Genomic DNA, 16,385 nt, shown 5'->3' with positions numbered 1-16,385 from the left:
GTCATCACCTCTCTCCGGCCATGACCGGCTCGGGCTCGCCGCCCGATTCGGCGGCCTGCGGCGTACGAGCCTTGTCGAGGGCCCAGTAGACGGCCTCGGGGGTCGCCGGGCAGCCGAGCTCGACGCTGGTCCCGGCCGGGCCGAAGGCGGCGGCCGCCTCACGCAGCGCCTCGCGTACGGAGAAGGCGAGCATCAGCGGGGGCTCGCCGACGGCCTTGGAGCCGTAGACGACACCCTCCTCGTGGGCCTTCTCGAGCAGCTTCACCCGGAAGTCCTCGGGCATCTCGGAGAAGCTCGGCAGCTTGTACGTGCTCGCCGCCTGCGTCGCCAGCCGGCCCCGGTTGGGTCCGTCGGAGGTGTCCCAGCGGAGGTCCTCCAGGGTCAGCCAGCCGGCACCCTGCACGAAGCCGCCCTCGATCTGACCGATGTCGATCAGCGGGCTCAGGCTGTCGCCGACGTCGTGGACGATGTCGACCCGCCGCAGCGTGTAGGCACCGGTGAAGCCGTCGACCTCCACCTCGGACGCGGCCACCCCGTTGGCGAAGTACTTGAACGGCTCGCCCTGCATCACGTTGGGGTCCCAGTGCAGACCCTCGGTGCGGTAGAAGCCGGCCGCCCACAGCTGCACTCGCTGGTGGTAGGCGATGTTGACCAGCTCGTTCCAACCGATCTCGCCGGACGCGGGAGAGAGGCCGTGGACGACACCGTCATCGAAACGTACGTCGCTGGGACTGATCCCGAGACGGCCGCCGGCGACCTGGGCGAGCCGCTCGCGGATCTGCTCGCAGGCGTTCTTGATCGCGGCCCCGTTGAGGTCGGCGCCGGAGCTGGCCGCGGTCGCCGAGGTGTTGGGCACCTTGTCGGTGCGGGTGGGGGCGAGGCGTACGCGGGACAACGGGAGGCCCAGCGCGGTCGCCGCCACCTGGAGCATCTTGGTGTGCAGGCCCTGGCCCATCTCGGTGCCGCCGTGGTTGATCAGCACCGAGCCGTCCTTGTAGACGTGGACGAGGGCGCCGGCCTGGTTGAAGGCGGTGAGGTTGAACGAGATGCCGAACTTCACCGGCGTCATCGCCAGGCCGCGCTTGGTGTGCGGGTGGCGGCGGTTGAAGTCGGCGATCTCCGCGCGGCGGCGAGCCACCTCGCCGGAGGACGCCACCTGGTCCCAGCAGGCCGCCAGCCGGTCGGCCTGGCGGACCTGCTGACCGTACGGCGTGGTCTGGTTCTGCTGATAGAAGTTGCGGCGGCGCAGCTCGAGCGGGTCGATGCCGAGCAGCGGGGCGCACCGGCCGAGCAGGTCCTCCATGACGAGCATGCCCTGCGGTCCGCCGAAGCCGCGGAAGGCGGTCTGCGAGGTCTTGTTGGTGCGCGCGACGCGGCCGTCGACACGGATGTCGGGCACCCAGTAGGCGTTGTCGATGTGGCACAGCGCGCGGGCCAGCACCGGCTCGGAGAGGTCGAGGCTCCAGCCGCCGTCGGCGGTGAGGGTCGCCTCGAGGCCGAGGATGTGGCCCTCGTCGTCGAATCCGACGCGCCAGGTGCTGTGGAAGCCGTGGCGCTTGCCGGACATGGTGATGTCCTGGGTGCGGTTGAGGCGCAGCCGCACCGGGCGCCCGGTCAGGGTGGCGCCGAGCGCGGCGATGGCCGCGTAGCCGTGCGGCTGCATCTCCTTGCCGCCGAACGCGCCACCCATCCGCAGGCACTGGACGGTGACCTCGTGGCTCGGGACCCCGAGCACGTGGCCGACGATCTCCTGCGTCTCGGAGGGGTGCTGGGTGCTGCTGTGCACGAGCACCTGACCACCCTCGTCGACCAGCGCGAGGGAGACGTGGGTCTCGAGATAGAAGTGCTCCTGGCCGGCGAACTCGAACTCGCCCTCGAAGACGTGGGCGGCGTTCTTCAGGGCCGCCGTGACGTCGCCGCGCTCGAGGTTGCGCGGGGTGCCCTGGAAGCTCTCCGCCGCGATCGCCTCGGTCACGGTGACCAGGGCGGGCAGCGGCTCGTAGTCGACCTCGATCGCGGCCGCGCCCAGCCGAGCGGCCTCCTGGGTCTCGCCGAGGACCCAGCACACCGCGTGGCCGTGGAACATCACCTCGGTCGGGAAGAGCGGCTCGTCGTGCTTGACGCCGGCATCGTTGACGCCCGGTACGTCCTCGGCGGTCAGCACCCGGACGACGCCGGGCACGTCGTAGGCGGGGGCGGTCCGCAGCGCGGTGACCATCGCATGGGTGTGCGGCGCCTGGACCGGCCAGGCGTGCAGCACGCCGGTCATCCGTCCGACCAGGTCGTCGGTGTAGAGCGCCTCGCCGGTCACGTGCAGCGCAGCGCTCTCGTGGGGCAGCGGGATCCCGACGATCGGGTTGTCGGGGCGTTCGGACAGGGCGCTCATACGGGCACCTCCTCGCGGTGGGTGTGGAACAGGCGCAGCAGGGACTGGCCGAGCATCGCCGAGCGGTAGGACGCGCTGGCGCGGTGGTCGTCCATCGGTGTGCCCTCGCCGGCCAGGACGGCCGCGGCGCGGCGTACGGTCTCCTCGGTCCAGGGCCGGCCGACCAGGGCGTCCTCGGTGGCGACGGCGCGCAAGGGGGTGGCCGCGACCCCGCCCAGACCGATCCGGGCGCGGCCCACGGTGCCGTCGACGACCTCGACCGCGTAGCCCACGGCCACGCTGGAGATGTCGTCGAAGCGGCGCTTGGCGATCTTGTGGAAGCCGACGAGCGGGGCCAGCGGCAGCGGGATCCGTACGCTGCGGATCAGCTCGTCGGCGGCCCGGACGGTCTCGCGGTAGCCGGTGAAGTAGTCGGCCAGCGGGACGACCCGCTCGCCGCTCGGCGAGGCCAGGACGACCTCGGCGTCGAGCGCGAGCAGCGCCGGCGGGGCGTCGCCGATGGGCGAGGCGGTGCCGATGTTGCCGCCGAGCGTCGCACCGTTGCGGATCAGCCGCGAGGCGAACTGCGGGAACAGCTCGGCCAGCAGCGGGATCCGGCCGTTGAGCTTGCGCTCGATCTCGGTCAGGGTGAGGGCCGCGCCGATCTCGACGTGGCCGGTCCGGAAGGAGAGCTCGCGCAGCTCGGGCAGCCGGTCCACCGCCACGACCAGCGGTGCGCGACGGCCGCGGATGTTGACCTCGACGCCCCAGTCGGTCGAGCCGGCGACCACCTGCGCCTGGGGCCACTCGGTGATCAGGTCGAGGGCCTCGGTGAGCGTCTCCGGGCGTACGAACTCGGCGCCGTCGACCGCGATCCGGGTCGGTCGCGGCTCAGGCGGAGGCTGCTGCTGGCGCGCGGCGAAGGTGTCGTCGGCCTCGGGCGCGCCGAGGGCGTAGGCGGCATCGCGGATCGGGCGGTAGCCGGTGCAGCGGCACAGGTTGCCGCTCAGCGCGTGCAGGTCGACGCCGTTCGGACCGTGCTCGTGGTCGCAGGTCTCGGCGGCCGCCTCGCGGCTCGGGCGGTAGTACTCCGCGGCGAGGCTGCAGACGAAGCCGGGCGTGCAGTAGCCGCACTGCGACCCGCCGCGTACGGCCAGCTCCTGCTGGACCGGGTGCAGGTCGTCGCTGGACCCGAGGCCCTCGCTGGTCACCAGCTCCTGGCCGTCGAGCGCAGCGACGGGGACGAGGCAGGCGTTGATCGCGGTCCACTCGGTCGGCGAGGTGGTGCCGGGCCTGGCGACGAGCACCGAGCAGGCGCCGCACTCGCCCTCGGCGCAGCCCTCCTTGGCGCCGGTCAGGCCGCGTCCGCGCAGCCAGTCGAGGGCGGTGGTGTGGGTGGCGACCCCGGTCAGGGGTACGTGGTCCCCGTTGACGGTGACGGAGGGATCGGTCATGGCTGGCTCCGGATCGGGTTGCGGGTGCGGGCGCTGTGGATCGGGTTGGCATCGCGCAGGAAGTCGTCGAAGCGGTGGCCGGCGATCTTGGCGATCTCGATCAGCGCGGCGGCGTGCTCCTGCCGTTCGCAGTTCCCGAGCCGCGACCGGCCCTCGGCGAGGATCCGGTCGAGCGAGTCGGAGTCGCGTACGGAGATGACCAGCGGGAAGCCGAACCGCTCGTGGTAGGCGTCGGTGAGCGAGGCCAGCGTCTCCTGGTCCGGCTCGGCGAGGTGGGTCAGGCCGCGCGAGGACTGGTCGCGCAGCGACTCCTCGCCGACCATCCCCTCCGAGACCAGGCGTGAGCCGAGCTCGGGGTAGGCCTCGATCAGCTCGCGCTGCTCCTCGACGGAGCCGCTGAAGAGAGCGTCCTGGAAGGCGCGGCGCAGGGCGTGCGTGTCGGCGAACGGACGCTGCTCCCAGGCCCGCTCCACCATCCACCGCGGCCCCTGGAAGAGACCGTCGAACGTCTCCACGAACTCCGTACGCCCCATCTGGTTGACCTGGTCGAGCCGGACGCCCTCGCCGGGCTGGCCGGCGACGGCGGGGCCGTAGTCCGGGCCGACGTGGTGGAACAGGATGTTGAGCAGGATCGCGGTGAGGCTGCCGAGGGTGATGCCGCTGCCGAAGATGATCTCGGCCCAGCCCGGGACGGCCTGGGCGACCTCCGGCTGCGCGGTGACGTACATCGCCAGACCGACGCTGGTCGCCACGATCACCACGTTGCGGTGGTCGTGGAAGTCGACCTTGCTGAGCGTCTGGAAGCCGACGACCGCGACCGTCGCGAACATGGCCAGGGCGGCGCCGCCGAGGACCGGGTGCGGGATGCCGGCGACGATCGCGCCGACCTTCGGGAGCAGTCCGATGAACACCATGATCAGACCGGCCGCGGCGACGACCCAGCGGCTCTTGACCCGGGTCAGCCGGACGAGGCCGACGTTCTCGGCGAAGCAGGTGTAGGGGAAGGAGTTGAAGACGCCGCCGATGGTGGTGGCCAGGCCGTCGGCGCGCAGGGCGCGGGCGATGTCGTTGCGGCCGATCCGCTTCTCGACGATCTCGCCGGTGGCGAAGACGTCACCGGTGGTCTCGACGGCGGTGATCAGCATGACGACGATCATCGACACGATCGCGGCGGCGGAGAACTGTGGCCAGCCGAAGTGGAACGGCGTGGTCACGCCCACCCAGTCGGAGCCGGCGACCGCGTCGAAGTGGGCATCTCCGAGGGCCCAGGCAACCAGGGTGCCGACGACCAGGCCGACGAGCACTGCGACCGTGGCCATGAAGCCCTTGAACACCCGCTGGATGACCACGATCAGGGCCAGGGTGCCCAGGGCGTACGCCAGGTTGCGGCCGCTGGTGGGGTCCGAGGTCGGGCCGGCGCCACCGGTCGCGTCCGCGGCGGCGACGGGCAGCAGCGCGATGCCGATGATGGTGATCACCGAGCCGGTCACGACCGGCGGGAAGAACCGGATCAGCCGGCTGAAGTAGGGGGCGATGAAGAAGGTCGCCAGCCCGGCGACGATCACCGCGCCGTAGATGACGAGCAGCCCGTCGGTGCCGCCTCCGGCCGCGAGCCCGATCGCGATCATCGGTGAGACGGCGGTGAAGGTGACCCCCTGCAGCAGCGGCAGGCGTACGCCGACCTTCCAGAAGCCGACCGACTGGATGATCGAGGCGATGCCGCAGGTGAACAGATCGGCGTTGATCAGGTGGATCAGCTCCTCCTGACTCAACCCGATGGAGTTGGCGAGCAGGATCGGGACGATCACCGCCCCGGCGTAGAACGCGAGCACGTGCTGGAGGCCGTAGACGGCGAGCTTGGGTGCCGGGAGCACCTCGTCGACGGGGTGGGTGGGGCGTCCACCGTCCTTCTTCTGGGGCCGGATCGACCTCAGGACTGCTCTCGCGTTCATCCTCACACCTTTCTCGGGGCGCCCTGGTGGGCAGGTGAGCTGTGACTCTCACCACAGCCTGGTCTCTTGCGGCCCCGAGCGGCACCCGCCGATCATCCGAAGATGGGGTCTGCGTCGATGCGGCCTTTGTGTGATGCTCCAGAATGGCGTGCGGCCGGTTGCAGAGCGGTTTCGTACCGGTTTCGGCGGCCGTATTTCACAGCGATCTGAGGGCGAGGAAGACGTCGACACGGTCCTCCATCGTGGTCAGATCACGCCCGGTCAGCTCCTCGACCCGGGAGATCCGGTAGCGCACGCTGTTGACGTGGAGATGGAGCGACTCCGCCGTACGCGTCCACGACCCGGCGTACGTCAGGAACCGGTCGAGCGTCGGCACCAGATCGCTGCCGGTGCGCTGGTCGTGCTCGAGGACGGGACCGAGGACACGCTGTGCGTAGGTGCGGCGGATGTCGTCGGGGACCGTGGCGAGCAGGAGTACGTGCGAGGTGACCTCCTCCGAGCTGGACAGCGCCACCGCGCCGCCGCCGGAGCGGGCGACCCGGTGCGCGAACCGGGCCTCCTCGAGCGCGCCGGCCAGCGCGTCGATGGCGCTCTCGCCGCTCAGTCCGACCGACAGCGAGCCGCGGACCAGGGCCGGCGCCAGCCGGGTGAGCGAGCGGCGCAGCTGGTCGGTGAGGTCCGGGCGGGACGGGAGGAAGGCGACTGCACAGCCGTCCCGCGCGCTCGCGACCACGGAGGGCCCCAGGCCGAGGGCCACATCCTCGAGCACCGCGGCCACCGCGTCGGGCGGGCCGCCCGGTCCGAGCTCGGCCACGGCGAGCACGAGCGGGCGCTCAGGGTCGAGCCCGGACTGGCGTAGCCCGGTCGCGATCTCGGCAGGTGAGGCGCCGGCCTCCAGATGGGCGAGGGTCGCGGCCGCGAGCGGTCGCCGGACACGGAATCCCTCGTCGCGCCGCGAGCGGTCCAGGGCTGTGATGGCGCCGAACTCGTGGACCATGTCGAGGTCCTCCCGCGGCCAGGTGGTGTGGTCGCCCTCGACCACCACGGTCCATCCGGTGAGGCGGTCGGCCAGGCCCGACCCGATGGGGAACAGCGAGTAGCTGCGGTCGCCCACCTCGGCCACGGCGGGCAGCAGGTCGGCGGTCAGGAAGCGGCGGGTCAGCGCGTCGACCGTCTCGGGATCGAGCTCTCCGGGGCCGGGTACGACATGGCGTCCGCTGGCGGTGAGGACCCGGCACGCGTGGCCGATCTCGGAGGCCACCCGGGCGGCCAGCTCGTCGAGGCTGCGACCCGAGGCGATGGCGGAGAGTAGCTGACGCTGGCGGGCCAGGCTGGCCGACATCCGGGCGCTCGCGCCGGCGGCGCCCGCGGCCGCGACGTACTCGGTCACGTCGGCGAACGCCACGTCGCCGGGCACCTCGACCAGGGCGACCTGATGGCGGCGACAGGCCTCGACGAGGTCGTCGGGAACGGCGCCGAGCAGGGCCGCTCCGGCCAGTAGACAGGTCGCGCCACCGTCGGCGATCGAGGACACGAACGTCTCGCTGTCCTCCGGTCCACGGCGCCAGACCAGGCCGGTGAGCACGAGCTCGCCGCCGTTCAGGTAGCGGCCCGGCTCGAGCAGGTCGATCGTGATCGTGCGCCCCACCGGACGCTCCAGCGAGCCGTCGGGCGCGTGCAGGAGTCGCAGGCCCAGGCTGGGCTGCTCCAACAGCTCTGCAAGTAGCACGGTGCCTCCATGGTCCGCGTTCTTGGAGGAACGTACAACGCGTGCGCCCTCGCGTGGGAGGGCCGTTGTCGCTTCTTCATCAGTTTGCGGCCGAGTTCCGCTCGGGGTTGACGTGACTCCGCTCACATCCTTATATTTCGAATGTCAGAAATCAAATTCCGCAATACGGAAGGAACGGTGTGATGACCCACCAGCTCCGGTACGAGGTGAACTGCTCGATCCTGTTCACCGAGCTCCCGCTGCTCGAGCGCCCCGCGGCGGTGAAGGCAGCCGGCTTCGACGCGGTGGAGTTCTGGTGGCCGTTCGCCGAGGCGGTGCCGTCCGACCAGGACGTCGACGCCTTCGTGACCGCCGTGCAGGACGCCGGGGTGCAGCTGGTCGGCCTCAACTTCTTCGCCGGCGACATGCCGGCCGGCGACCGCGGCCTGGTCTCGTGGCCGGCGCGGTCGGCGGAGTTCCGCGACAACATCGACGTCACGATCGGCATCGGTGAACGGCTCGGCTGCACGGCGTTCAACGCCCTCTACGGCAACCGCGTCGACGGCGTCGCCCCCGAGGCGCAGGACGAGCTCGGCGCCGAGAACCTCGCGCTGGCCGCCCGCGCAGCCGCCCGGATCGGCGGCACCGTGCTGGTCGAGCCGGTCAGCGGCGCCGACCGCTATCCGCTGCTCACCGCCGCCGATGCGATCGCGGCCATGGACCGCGCAGGGGAGGCCAACATCGGCCTGCTCGCCGACCTCTACCACCTGGCCGTGAACGGCGACGACGTCGACGCGGTGATCGCTGCGTACGCCGCTCGCATCGCCCACGTCCAGATCGCCGACGCGCCGGGCCGCAACGAGCCCGGCACCGGCGAGCTCCCGCTGGAGCGGCAGCTCGCCGCCCTCGAGGTGGCGGGCTACACCGGCTGGGTCGGGCTGGAGTACAAGCCCGCCACGACCTCCACCGAGAGCTTCGACTGGCTGCCGCGCGAGCGCCGTAGCGCCGCGACCGCCACCCACTGACCACCCCGTAGGAGGAACATCATGACCAACATCGCCTTCATCGGCCTCGGCATCATGGGCAGCCCGATGGCCGCTCACCTCGTCGAGGCGGGCCACACCGTCGCCGGCTTCGACCACAGCCCCGAGCGCACCCAGGCCCTGGCCGCGGCGGGCGGCCGCGCGGCCACCTCGACCGCCGACGCCTGCCGCGACGCCGAGGTCGTCTGCGTCATGGTCCCGGACTCTCCGCACGTCGAGGAGGTCCTCACCGCCGAGGGCGGCGTCTTCGAGTCCGCCCCCGCCGGTGCGCTGATCATCGACTTCTCCAGCATCAGGCCAGACGTGAGCGCGACGCTCGCCGAGCAGGCCACGGCGCGTGGCTTCCGGATCCTCGACGCCCCGGTCTCCGGTGGCGAGGCCGGCGCGAAGAACGCGGCCCTCTCGATCATGGTCGGCGGCTCGGCCGACGACTTCGCGACCGCGAAGCCGCTCTTCGACGTCGTGGGCAAGACCATCGTCCACGTCGGTCCGAGCGGTGCCGGTCAGACGGTCAAGGCGGCCAACCAGCTCATCGTCGCCGCCAACATCCAGGCGCTCTCGGAGGCGGTCGTCTTCCTCGAGGCGTACGGCGTGGACACCAAGGCCGCCCTCGAGGTGCTCGGCGGCGGGCTCGCCGGGTCGAGCGTCCTCAACCAGAAGAAGGAGAACATGCTCACCCGCTCCTTCCAGCCCGGCTTCCGGATCGACCTGCACCACAAGGACATGGGGATCGTCACCTCCGCCGCCCGCGAGGCCGGCGTCGTGGTCCCGCTCGGCTCGCTGGTCGCCCAGCTGATGGCGAGCGCCCGGGCCAACGGCGACGGCGGCCTGGACCACTCCGCACTGCTGCGCGGGGTCGAGCGCCTGAGCGGTTCCGTCACCAAGGGAGAGAACTGAGATGGCACGCATGCGCGCGGTCGACGCCGCCGTCCTGATCCTGGAGAAGGAGGGCGCGACCCAGCTGTTCGGCCTTCCGGGTGCCGCGATCAACCCGTTCTACAGCGCGATGCGCAAGCACGGCGGGCTCCAGCACGTGCTCGCCCGTCACGTCGAGGCGGCCTCGCACATGGCCGAGGGCTACACCCGGGCGAAGGCCGGCAACATCGGCGTCTGCATCGGCACCTCCGGCCCGGCCGGCACCGACATGATCACCGGGCTCTACTCGGCCTCCGCCGACTCGATCCCGATCCTGTGCATCACGGGGCAGGCTCCGGTCGCGAAGCTCCACAAGGAGGACTTCCAGGCGGTCGACATCGCCTCCGTCGCCGGACCGCTCACCAAGATGGCGGTCACCGTGATGGAGCCCGCCCAGGTCCCGGGCACCTTCCAGAAGGCCTTCCGGCTGATGCGCGAGGGGCGTCCCGGCCCGGTCCTGATCGACCTGCCGCTCGACGTCCAGCTGGCCGAGATCGACTTCGACATCGAGACGTACGAGCCCTTGCCGATCGCCAGGCCGGCGGCCGGCCGTGCCCAGGCGGAGAAGGCGCTGGCGATGATGCTCGGGGCGGAGCGACCGCTGATCGTCGCGGGTGGTGGCGTGATCAACGCCGACGCCTCCGACCTGCTCGTCGAGCTCGCCGAGGTCACCGGGGTTCCCGTCGTCCCCACGCTCATGGGCTGGGGCACGATCCCGGACGACCACACGCTCAACGCGGGCATGGTCGGCCTGCAGACCTCCCACCGCTACGGCAACGCGACCATGCTGGCCAGCGACTTCGTGCTCGGCATCGGCAACCGGTGGGCTAACCGCCACACCGGCTCGGTCGAGACCTACACCCGCGGACGTACGTTCGTGCACATCGACATCGAGCCGACCCAGATCGGCCGGGTCTTCGCGGCGGACTACTCGATCGTCTCCGACGCCCGCGCGGCGCTCGAGGTGCTCGTCGAGGTCGCGAAGGAGTGGGCGGCCGACGGCCGCGTCACCGACCGTGCCGCCTGGGCCGAGGAGTGTGCCGAGCGCAAGCGGACCCTGCAGCGCAAGACCCACTTCGACAACGTCCCGATCAAGCCGCAGCGGGTGTACGAGGAGATGAACCGGGCCTTCGGGTCCGACACGCGCTACGTCACCACGATCGGCCTGTCCCAGATCCAGGCGGCACAGCTGCTGCACGTCTACAAGCCGCGGCACTGGGTCAACGCCGGCCAGGCCGGCCCGCTCGGCTGGACGCTGCCGGCCGCCCTCGGGGTCGCGACCGCCGTCCCCGACGGCCAGGTCGTCGCGCTCTCGGGCGACTACGACTTCCAGTTCCTGATCGAGGAGCTGGCGGTCGGCGCCCAGTTCAACATCCCCTACATCCACGTGGTCGTGAACAACTCCTACCTCGGCCTGATCCGCCAGGCCCAGCGCGGGTTCGAGATGGACTACTGCGTGGAGCTGGCCTTCGACAACGTCAACAGCCCCGAGCTCGAGGGCTACGGCGTCGACCACCTCAAGGTCGCGGAGGGCCTGGGCTGCAAGGCGATCCGGGTGACCGACCCGGCCGATCTCGGTGCCGCATTCGAGAAGGCCAAGGCGCTTCAGGCGGAGTATCGGGTCCCGGTGCTGGTCGAGGTCATCCTCGAGCGCGTCACCAACGTCTCGATGGGCGTCGAGATCGACGGCGTCGTCGAGTTCGAGGAGCTGGCCGAGCGCGGTGAGCACGCCCCGACCGCGCTCGTCCCGCTGGACTGATCACGCCATGGTCCGCGTGCTGGTCGCCTCCGACAAGTTCAAGGGATCGCTCACCGCGGCCGAGGTCGCGGCGGCGGTGAGCGCCGGGATGCGCAGGGGGAGTCCCGGCGTGGTCGTCGACGCGATCCCGGTCGCCGATGGTGGCGACGGCACCCTGGCGGCGGCCGAGTCCGCCGGGTTCGTCCTCGTACCGGTCACTGTGGCCGGGTCGACCGGGGAGCCGGTGCGGACGGCGTACGCCCGGCGGGACGACATCGCGGTCGTCGAGCTCGCCGACGCGTCCGGGTTGGCGCGGCTGCCGGGTGTGCTGGATCCGATGCGGGCCTCCAGCCTCGGGACCGGGCAGGCGATGGCGGCCGCGATCGATGCGGGCTGTCGCCGGATCGTGCTCGGGATCGGCGGCAGCGCCAGCACCGACGGCGGAGCAGGGCTACTCTGCGGGCTCGGCGCCAGGCTGTTCACCGTTGCCGGGGACCCGGTGGGTCCGGGTGGAGTCGGTCTCGAGGAGGTTGCCCGGATCGAGGTCGACGAGCTGCGGCGGCGCCTCGACGGGGTCTCGGTCACCGTCGCGTGCGACGTCGACAACCCGCTCACCGGCCCCACGGGCGCGGCCGCGGTCTACGGCCCGCAGAAGGGCGCCGATGCGGACCAGGTCCGGCGGCTGGACGCCTCGCTCGGCCGATGGGCATCTCTGGTGGCCTCGTTCACCGGAACCGATCTCCGTGACCACCCCGGCGCCGGAGCGGCCGGCGGTGTCGGTTTCGCCGCACTGGCCCTGCTCGGCGCGGAGCTCCGCTCGGGCATCGAGCTCGTGCTCGAGCTGGTCGACTTCGCCTCGGCCCTGGACGGTGCGGCCCTCGTTGTCACCGGCGAAGGGGCGCTCGATGAGCAGACGCTCAACGGAAAGGCCCCGGCCGGCGTCGCCGCCGCGGCCGCCCGCGCCGGTGTCCCGGTCGTGGCGGTCTGCGGGGTCAACCATCTCGACCACGACCGGCTGCAGGCGGCCGGGATCGGGGCGGCGTACGCCTTGACGGACATCGAACCCGACCTGCAGCGCTGCCTGACCGAGGGGGCCGTCCTGCTCGAGCAGATCGCCGAGCGGATCGCCGCCGACCATCTCATCAAGGAGGACGCATGAGCGAGCGGCGGAATGTTCACCGAGGTGACTCGGTGAGCGCCCACCTCCTTCGTGGAGTTCCACGAGGGAAGCGCAACCTGACCGAGGCACCTCGGTCAGCATCCGAGGAGGCGGCATGAGACTGCTGAGTGTGGGCCCGCCGGGCCAGGAGCGCCCCGCGGCTCTCGACGACCAGGACGTACTGCGTGACCTGTCGGCCGTCGTGCCGGCGATCGACGGCGACCTGCTCGGCGACCCGGAGCGGATCCGGCGGGTGCGGGACGCCATCGCCTCGGGCACCCTTCCCGTCGTCCCCGACGACGCCCGGATCGGACCGCCGGTGGCCCGGCCGGGCAAGGTCGTCGGAATCGGGCTCAACTACGAGGACCACGCCGAGGAGGCCGGCGTCGCCATCCCGGACGAGCCGGTCGTCTTCCTCAAGCCCTCGACATCGATCGTGGGGCCGCACGACGCGATCGAGCTGCCGCCGGGGTCGACGATGACCGACTACGAGGTCGAGCTGGGTGTGGTGATCGGGCGCCGACTGACCCGGTGTGCCGACCCGCAGCATGCCCTGGCCGCGGTCGGCGGCTACCTCACCGCCGACGACGTCAGCGAGCGGGCGCGGATCGCGGCCGGGCCGACATGGGCGAAGGGGAAGTGTGCCGACACCTTCACCCCCATCGGTCCGTGGCTGGTCACGCCCGACGCCGTGGGCGACCCGCAGGCCCTCGGACTGGAGCTCTGGGTCGACGGCGAGCGCCGGCAGCGGGGGACGACCGCACGGATGGCCTACGGCGTCGGCGAGCTCCTCGCCTTCCTCAGTACGCTGATGACACTCGAGCCCGGCGACCTGGTGCTGACCGGGACGCCTGGCGGGGTCGCAGCGTTGCGGCCCGAGCCCCGGCCCTTCCTGCGGGAGGGGCACGTGGTGGAGGCCGAGGTGACCGGTCTCGGTCGCCAGCGGACCCGGGTGGTGGCAGTCGAAGAGGCAGTCGATGAGGCGGAGGTGAGGGTGTGAGTCGAGATCTCGATGTCGTCATCCGCGCGGCACGGATGGTGACCCCCGAGGGCGAGCGAGCCGGAGCCGTCGGAGTTCGCGACGGCGCGATCGTCGCGGTGGCGCCGATCGCAGAGGACCTGACCGCGGCCCGGGTGGTCGAGCTCGCCGACGACGAGGTGCTGATGCCCGGCGTCGTCGACGCGCACGTGCACGTCAACGACCCCGGCCGGACCGAGTGGGAGGGCTTCGCCTCGGCGACCCGTGCCGCGGCGGCCGGCGGGGTCACCACGATCGTGGACATGCCGCTCAACAGCATCCCGCCCACCTGCGACCTCCCGGCTCTCGACCTCAAGCGCAAGACCGCGGCGAGCCAGGCCTTCGTCGACGTCGGCTTCTGGGGCGGAGCGATCCCGGGCAACGTCGCGGAGCTGCGACCCCTGCACGAGGCCGGGGTCTCCGGCTTCAAGTGCTTCCTGCTTCACTCCGGGGTCGACGAGTTCCCGCCGCTCGACAGCGCACAGCTCGAGCTCGCGATGCGCGAGATCGCTTCCTTCGACGGTCTGCTGATCGTCCACGCCGAGGACGCCCACGCGATCGAGCACGCGCCGGAGGCCGGGGGTGCGGCGTACGAAAGATTCCTGCACAGCCGTCCCCGCGGCGCGGAGAACCTCGCCATCGCCCAGGTGATCGAGCTGGCCCGGTGGACCGGCTGCCGCGTCCACATCCTGCACGTCTCCAGCTCCGACGTGCTCGCGATGCTGGCCTCGGCCCGCCGCGACGGGGTCCCGATCACGGCCGAGACCTGCCCCCACTACCTGACCTTCGCCGCGGAGGAGATCCCCGACGGCGCGACGCAGTACAAGTGCTGCCCGCCGATCCGGGAGGCCGCCAACCGCGAGCTGCTGTGGCAGGGCCTGCGCGACGGCGTCATCGAGATGGTCGTCACCGACCACTCGCCCTCGACACCCGACCTGAAGGCCCTCGACAGCGGCGACTTCGGGGTCGCCTGGGGTGGTATCTCGTCGCTCCAGCTGGGCCTGTCGGCGGTCTGGACCGAGGCAAGGAGCCGCGGCTTCACCCTCGCCGACGTCGCCCGCTGGATGTCCGAGGCTCCCGCACGTCATGCCGGGCTGGCCCGCAAGGGGCAGATCGCGGTCGGCCGTGACGCCGACTTCGTGGTCCTCGCCCCCGACGCCTCCTACGTGGTCGATGCCGCGAGGCTCCACCACAAGAACGCCGTCACGCCCTACCACGGTCGATCGCTCGCCGGCGTCGTCCGCGCGACCTGGCTGCGTGGCGAGAAGATCGACATCGAGGCCGCGCCCCAGGGCCGGCTGCTCAGCAGAGCCACCACAGAAGGAGCCCGACCATGAGCGCAGCACACAACCCTCCTGGCCGCTACTACGCCCCGACCGGTGGCCACCCGTCGCAGCGTGAGCTGACCACCGATCGGGCCGTCTTCACCGAGGCGTACGCCGTGCTCCCCCGTGGCACCATGCGCGACATCGTCACCAGCAAGCTCCCGTTCTGGGAGGGCACCCGGCTGTGGGTGATCGCCCGCCCGCTCTCGGGGTTCGCCGAGACCTTCTCCCAGTACATCGTCGAGGTCTCGCCCGGCGGCGGCAGTGACAAGCCCGAGCTCGACCCGGGCGCGGAGGGTGTGCTGTTCGTGGTCGAGGGCGCGCTGACGCTCTCGGTCGAGGGCGAGAAGCACGATCTCGCCCCGGGTGGCTACGCCTTCCTCCCGCCCGGCTCCACCTGGACACTGCACAACGCCAGCGACCAGGTCGCCCGGTTCCACTGGATCCGCAAGGCCTACCAGGCGGTCGAGGGCATCGACGTTCCCGAACCGTTCGTCACCAACGAGGTCGACGTACCCGGCGGTGAGATGCCGGGCACCAACGGCGCCTGGAAGACCCAGCGCTTCGTCGACCCCGATGACGTACGCCACGACATGCACGTCAACATCGTCAGCTTCGAGCCCGGCGGCGCGATCCCGTTCCCGGAGACGCACGTGATGGAGCACGGGCTCTACGTCCTCGAGGGCAAGGCCGTCTACCTGCTCAACAAGGACTGGGTGGAGGTGCAGGAGGGCGACTTCATGTGGCTGCGGGCGTTCTGTCCGCAGGCCTGCTACGCCGGTGGACCCGACCGGTTCCGCTACCTGCTCTACAAGGACGTCAACCGGCACGCGGTCCTGTCGAGGCAGTTCACCTGATGCCGGTCGCGGTCGTCACCGGTGCCGGCTCCGGGCTGGGGAGGGTGATCGCGCAGGCGCTGGACGGCGCCGGCTTCCAGGTCGCGCTCCTCGGGCGCACCAAGGCCTCGCTCGAGGAGACCGCGTCGGTGATGGCGCGGTCCCTCGTGCTGCCCACGGACGTCGCTTCCGCCGCTGAGGTGTCGGCGGCGTTCGCCGCGGTCGTCGGGATGTGGGGGCGCGTGGACCTGCTGGTCAACAACGCCGGCACGTTCGGGCCGAGCGGCGAGGTCGACGAGGTCCCGCCCGAGGAGTTCGCTGCGACGCTGGCCGTCAACGTCACCGGCTCCTTCCTCTGCGCCCGCGAGGCGTTCGCCCGGATGAAGCGACAGGACCCGCGCGGCGGGCGGATCATCAACAACGGCTCGATCTCCGCGCACGTGCCGCGACCGGGCAGCGTCGCCTACACGACCTCCAAGCACGCGATCACCGGTCTCACCCGTTCGCTGGCCCTCGACGGCCGTACCCACGACATCGCGGTCGGTCAGATCGACATCGGCAATGCGGCCACCGAGATGACCGCCGGGATCGCCGTCGGCGCCCGTCAGGCCGACGGCACCGTACGTCCCGAGCCGACCTTCGACCCGCAGCACGTCGCCGACGCGGTGGTCGCCATGGCCCAGCTGCCGCCCGGGGTCAGCGTGCCGGCGATGACCATCCTCGCGACCGGGATGCCGTACGCCGGTCGCGGCTGACGCTCCCCGGGCCGTCCCGAGAAAGCTGACGGCCCGGGACCAATCCGATTCGCCCCGGTGACCGAAGACCGGGTGTCGGCGCCTCTGCGCCGATCCCCACTTCGACCCGAGGAGCCC

The 16,385-nt window shown here is 71.5% G+C and carries 12 protein-coding genes; 8 read left to right on the top strand and 4 right to left on the bottom strand.

The window, feature by feature from the left end:
- Positions 1-4 precede the first annotated feature (4 nt).
- From xdhB to ABT304_RS03850, 4 genes are all read right to left on the bottom strand, one after another.
- Positions 5-2,386 carry a xanthine dehydrogenase molybdopterin binding subunit gene (gene xdhB / locus ABT304_RS03865; RefSeq protein ID WP_350713415.1) on the bottom strand — a complete coding sequence of 794 codons (2,382 nt, stop codon included), beginning with the start codon at positions 2,384-2,386 and terminating at the stop codon, positions 5-7.
- Positions 2,383-3,819, bottom strand: coding sequence for a xanthine dehydrogenase small subunit (locus ABT304_RS03860; RefSeq protein WP_350713414.1), 1,437 nt, complete (start codon positions 3,817-3,819; stop codon positions 2,383-2,385). Before ABT304_RS03860 ends, xdhB begins: the two co-directional genes overlap by 4 nt.
- A complete protein-coding gene (uraD, locus tag ABT304_RS03855) occupies positions 3,816-5,771 on the bottom strand; it encodes a 2-oxo-4-hydroxy-4-carboxy-5-ureidoimidazoline decarboxylase (protein ID WP_350713413.1) in 1,956 nt (651 codons plus the stop codon). Before uraD ends, ABT304_RS03860 begins: the two co-directional genes overlap by 4 nt.
- A gap of 196 nt (positions 5,772-5,967) precedes the next feature.
- On the bottom strand, positions 5,968-7,500 hold the full coding sequence (locus ABT304_RS03850) for a PucR family transcriptional regulator (RefSeq protein ID WP_350713412.1): 1,533 nt from the start codon (positions 7,498-7,500) through the stop codon (positions 5,968-5,970).
- Between the two features lie 182 nt (positions 7,501-7,682).
- Here ABT304_RS03850 and ABT304_RS03845 point away from each other — a divergent pair, with 182 nt between their 5' ends.
- From ABT304_RS03845 to ABT304_RS03810, 8 genes are all read left to right on the top strand, one after another.
- Entirely contained in the window at positions 7,683-8,504 is an 822-nt protein-coding gene (locus ABT304_RS03845; RefSeq protein WP_350713411.1) for a hydroxypyruvate isomerase family protein, read from the top strand.
- 21 nt (positions 8,505-8,525) lie between these two features.
- Entirely contained in the window at positions 8,526-9,419 is an 894-nt protein-coding gene (locus ABT304_RS03840) for a 2-hydroxy-3-oxopropionate reductase (RefSeq protein ID WP_350713410.1), read from the top strand.
- A 1-nt stretch (position 9,420) separates the two neighbouring features.
- On the top strand, positions 9,421-11,196 hold the full coding sequence (gene gcl, locus ABT304_RS03835) for a glyoxylate carboligase (RefSeq protein ID WP_350713409.1): 1,776 nt from the start codon (positions 9,421-9,423) through the stop codon (positions 11,194-11,196).
- On the top strand, positions 11,159-12,334 hold the full coding sequence (locus tag ABT304_RS03830; RefSeq protein ID WP_350713408.1) for a glycerate kinase: 1,176 nt from the start codon (positions 11,159-11,161) through the stop codon (positions 12,332-12,334). The genes gcl and ABT304_RS03830 overlap by 38 nt, the downstream gene beginning before the upstream one ends.
- Before the next feature lie 115 nt (positions 12,335-12,449).
- Positions 12,450-13,334, top strand: coding sequence for a fumarylacetoacetate hydrolase family protein (locus tag ABT304_RS03825; RefSeq protein ID WP_350713407.1), 885 nt, complete (start codon positions 12,450-12,452; stop codon positions 13,332-13,334).
- Positions 13,331-14,689, top strand: a complete 1,359-nt coding sequence (gene allB / locus ABT304_RS03820) for an allantoinase AllB (protein WP_350713406.1) — start codon at positions 13,331-13,333, stop codon at positions 14,687-14,689. Before ABT304_RS03825 ends, allB begins: the two co-directional genes overlap by 4 nt.
- Positions 14,686-15,534, top strand: a complete 849-nt coding sequence (locus ABT304_RS03815; protein ID WP_350713405.1) for a bifunctional allantoicase/(S)-ureidoglycine aminohydrolase — start codon at positions 14,686-14,688, stop codon at positions 15,532-15,534. The genes allB and ABT304_RS03815 overlap by 4 nt, the downstream gene beginning before the upstream one ends.
- A complete protein-coding gene (locus tag ABT304_RS03810; RefSeq protein WP_350713404.1) occupies positions 15,534-16,268 on the top strand; it encodes an SDR family oxidoreductase in 735 nt (244 codons plus the stop codon). Before ABT304_RS03815 ends, ABT304_RS03810 begins: the two co-directional genes overlap by 1 nt.
- Positions 16,269-16,385 lie beyond the last annotated feature (117 nt).

The organism is Nocardioides sp. NPDC000445, from assembly GCF_040300245.1.
Classification (GTDB): Bacteria; Actinomycetota; Actinomycetes; order Propionibacteriales; family Nocardioidaceae; genus Nocardioides.
Note: the sequence above shows the minus strand (reverse complement) of the source record. Positions and strands in the feature narration are given on the sequence as shown.

Coding starts and splice junctions, on each gene's coding strand:
- ABT304_RS03840 (WP_350713410.1), top strand. CDS start 8,526: ATGACCAACATCGCCTTCATCGGCCTCGGCATCATGGGCAGCCCGATG.
- ABT304_RS03810 (WP_350713404.1), top strand. CDS start 15,534: ATGCCGGTCGCGGTCGTCACCGGTGCCGGCTCCGGGCTGGGGAGGGTG.
- ABT304_RS03815 (WP_350713405.1), top strand. CDS start 14,686: ATGAGCGCAGCACACAACCCTCCTGGCCGCTACTACGCCCCGACCGGT.
- xdhB (WP_350713415.1), bottom strand. CDS start 2,386: ATGAGCGCCCTGTCCGAACGCCCCGACAACCCGATCGTCGGGATCCCG.
- gcl (WP_350713409.1), top strand. CDS start 9,421: ATGGCACGCATGCGCGCGGTCGACGCCGCCGTCCTGATCCTGGAGAAG.
- ABT304_RS03860 (WP_350713414.1), bottom strand. CDS start 3,819: ATGACCGATCCCTCCGTCACCGTCAACGGGGACCACGTACCCCTGACC.
- uraD (WP_350713413.1), bottom strand. CDS start 5,771: ATGAACGCGAGAGCAGTCCTGAGGTCGATCCGGCCCCAGAAGAAGGAC.
- ABT304_RS03825 (WP_350713407.1), top strand. CDS start 12,450: ATGAGACTGCTGAGTGTGGGCCCGCCGGGCCAGGAGCGCCCCGCGGCT.
- ABT304_RS03845 (WP_350713411.1), top strand. CDS start 7,683: ATGACCCACCAGCTCCGGTACGAGGTGAACTGCTCGATCCTGTTCACC.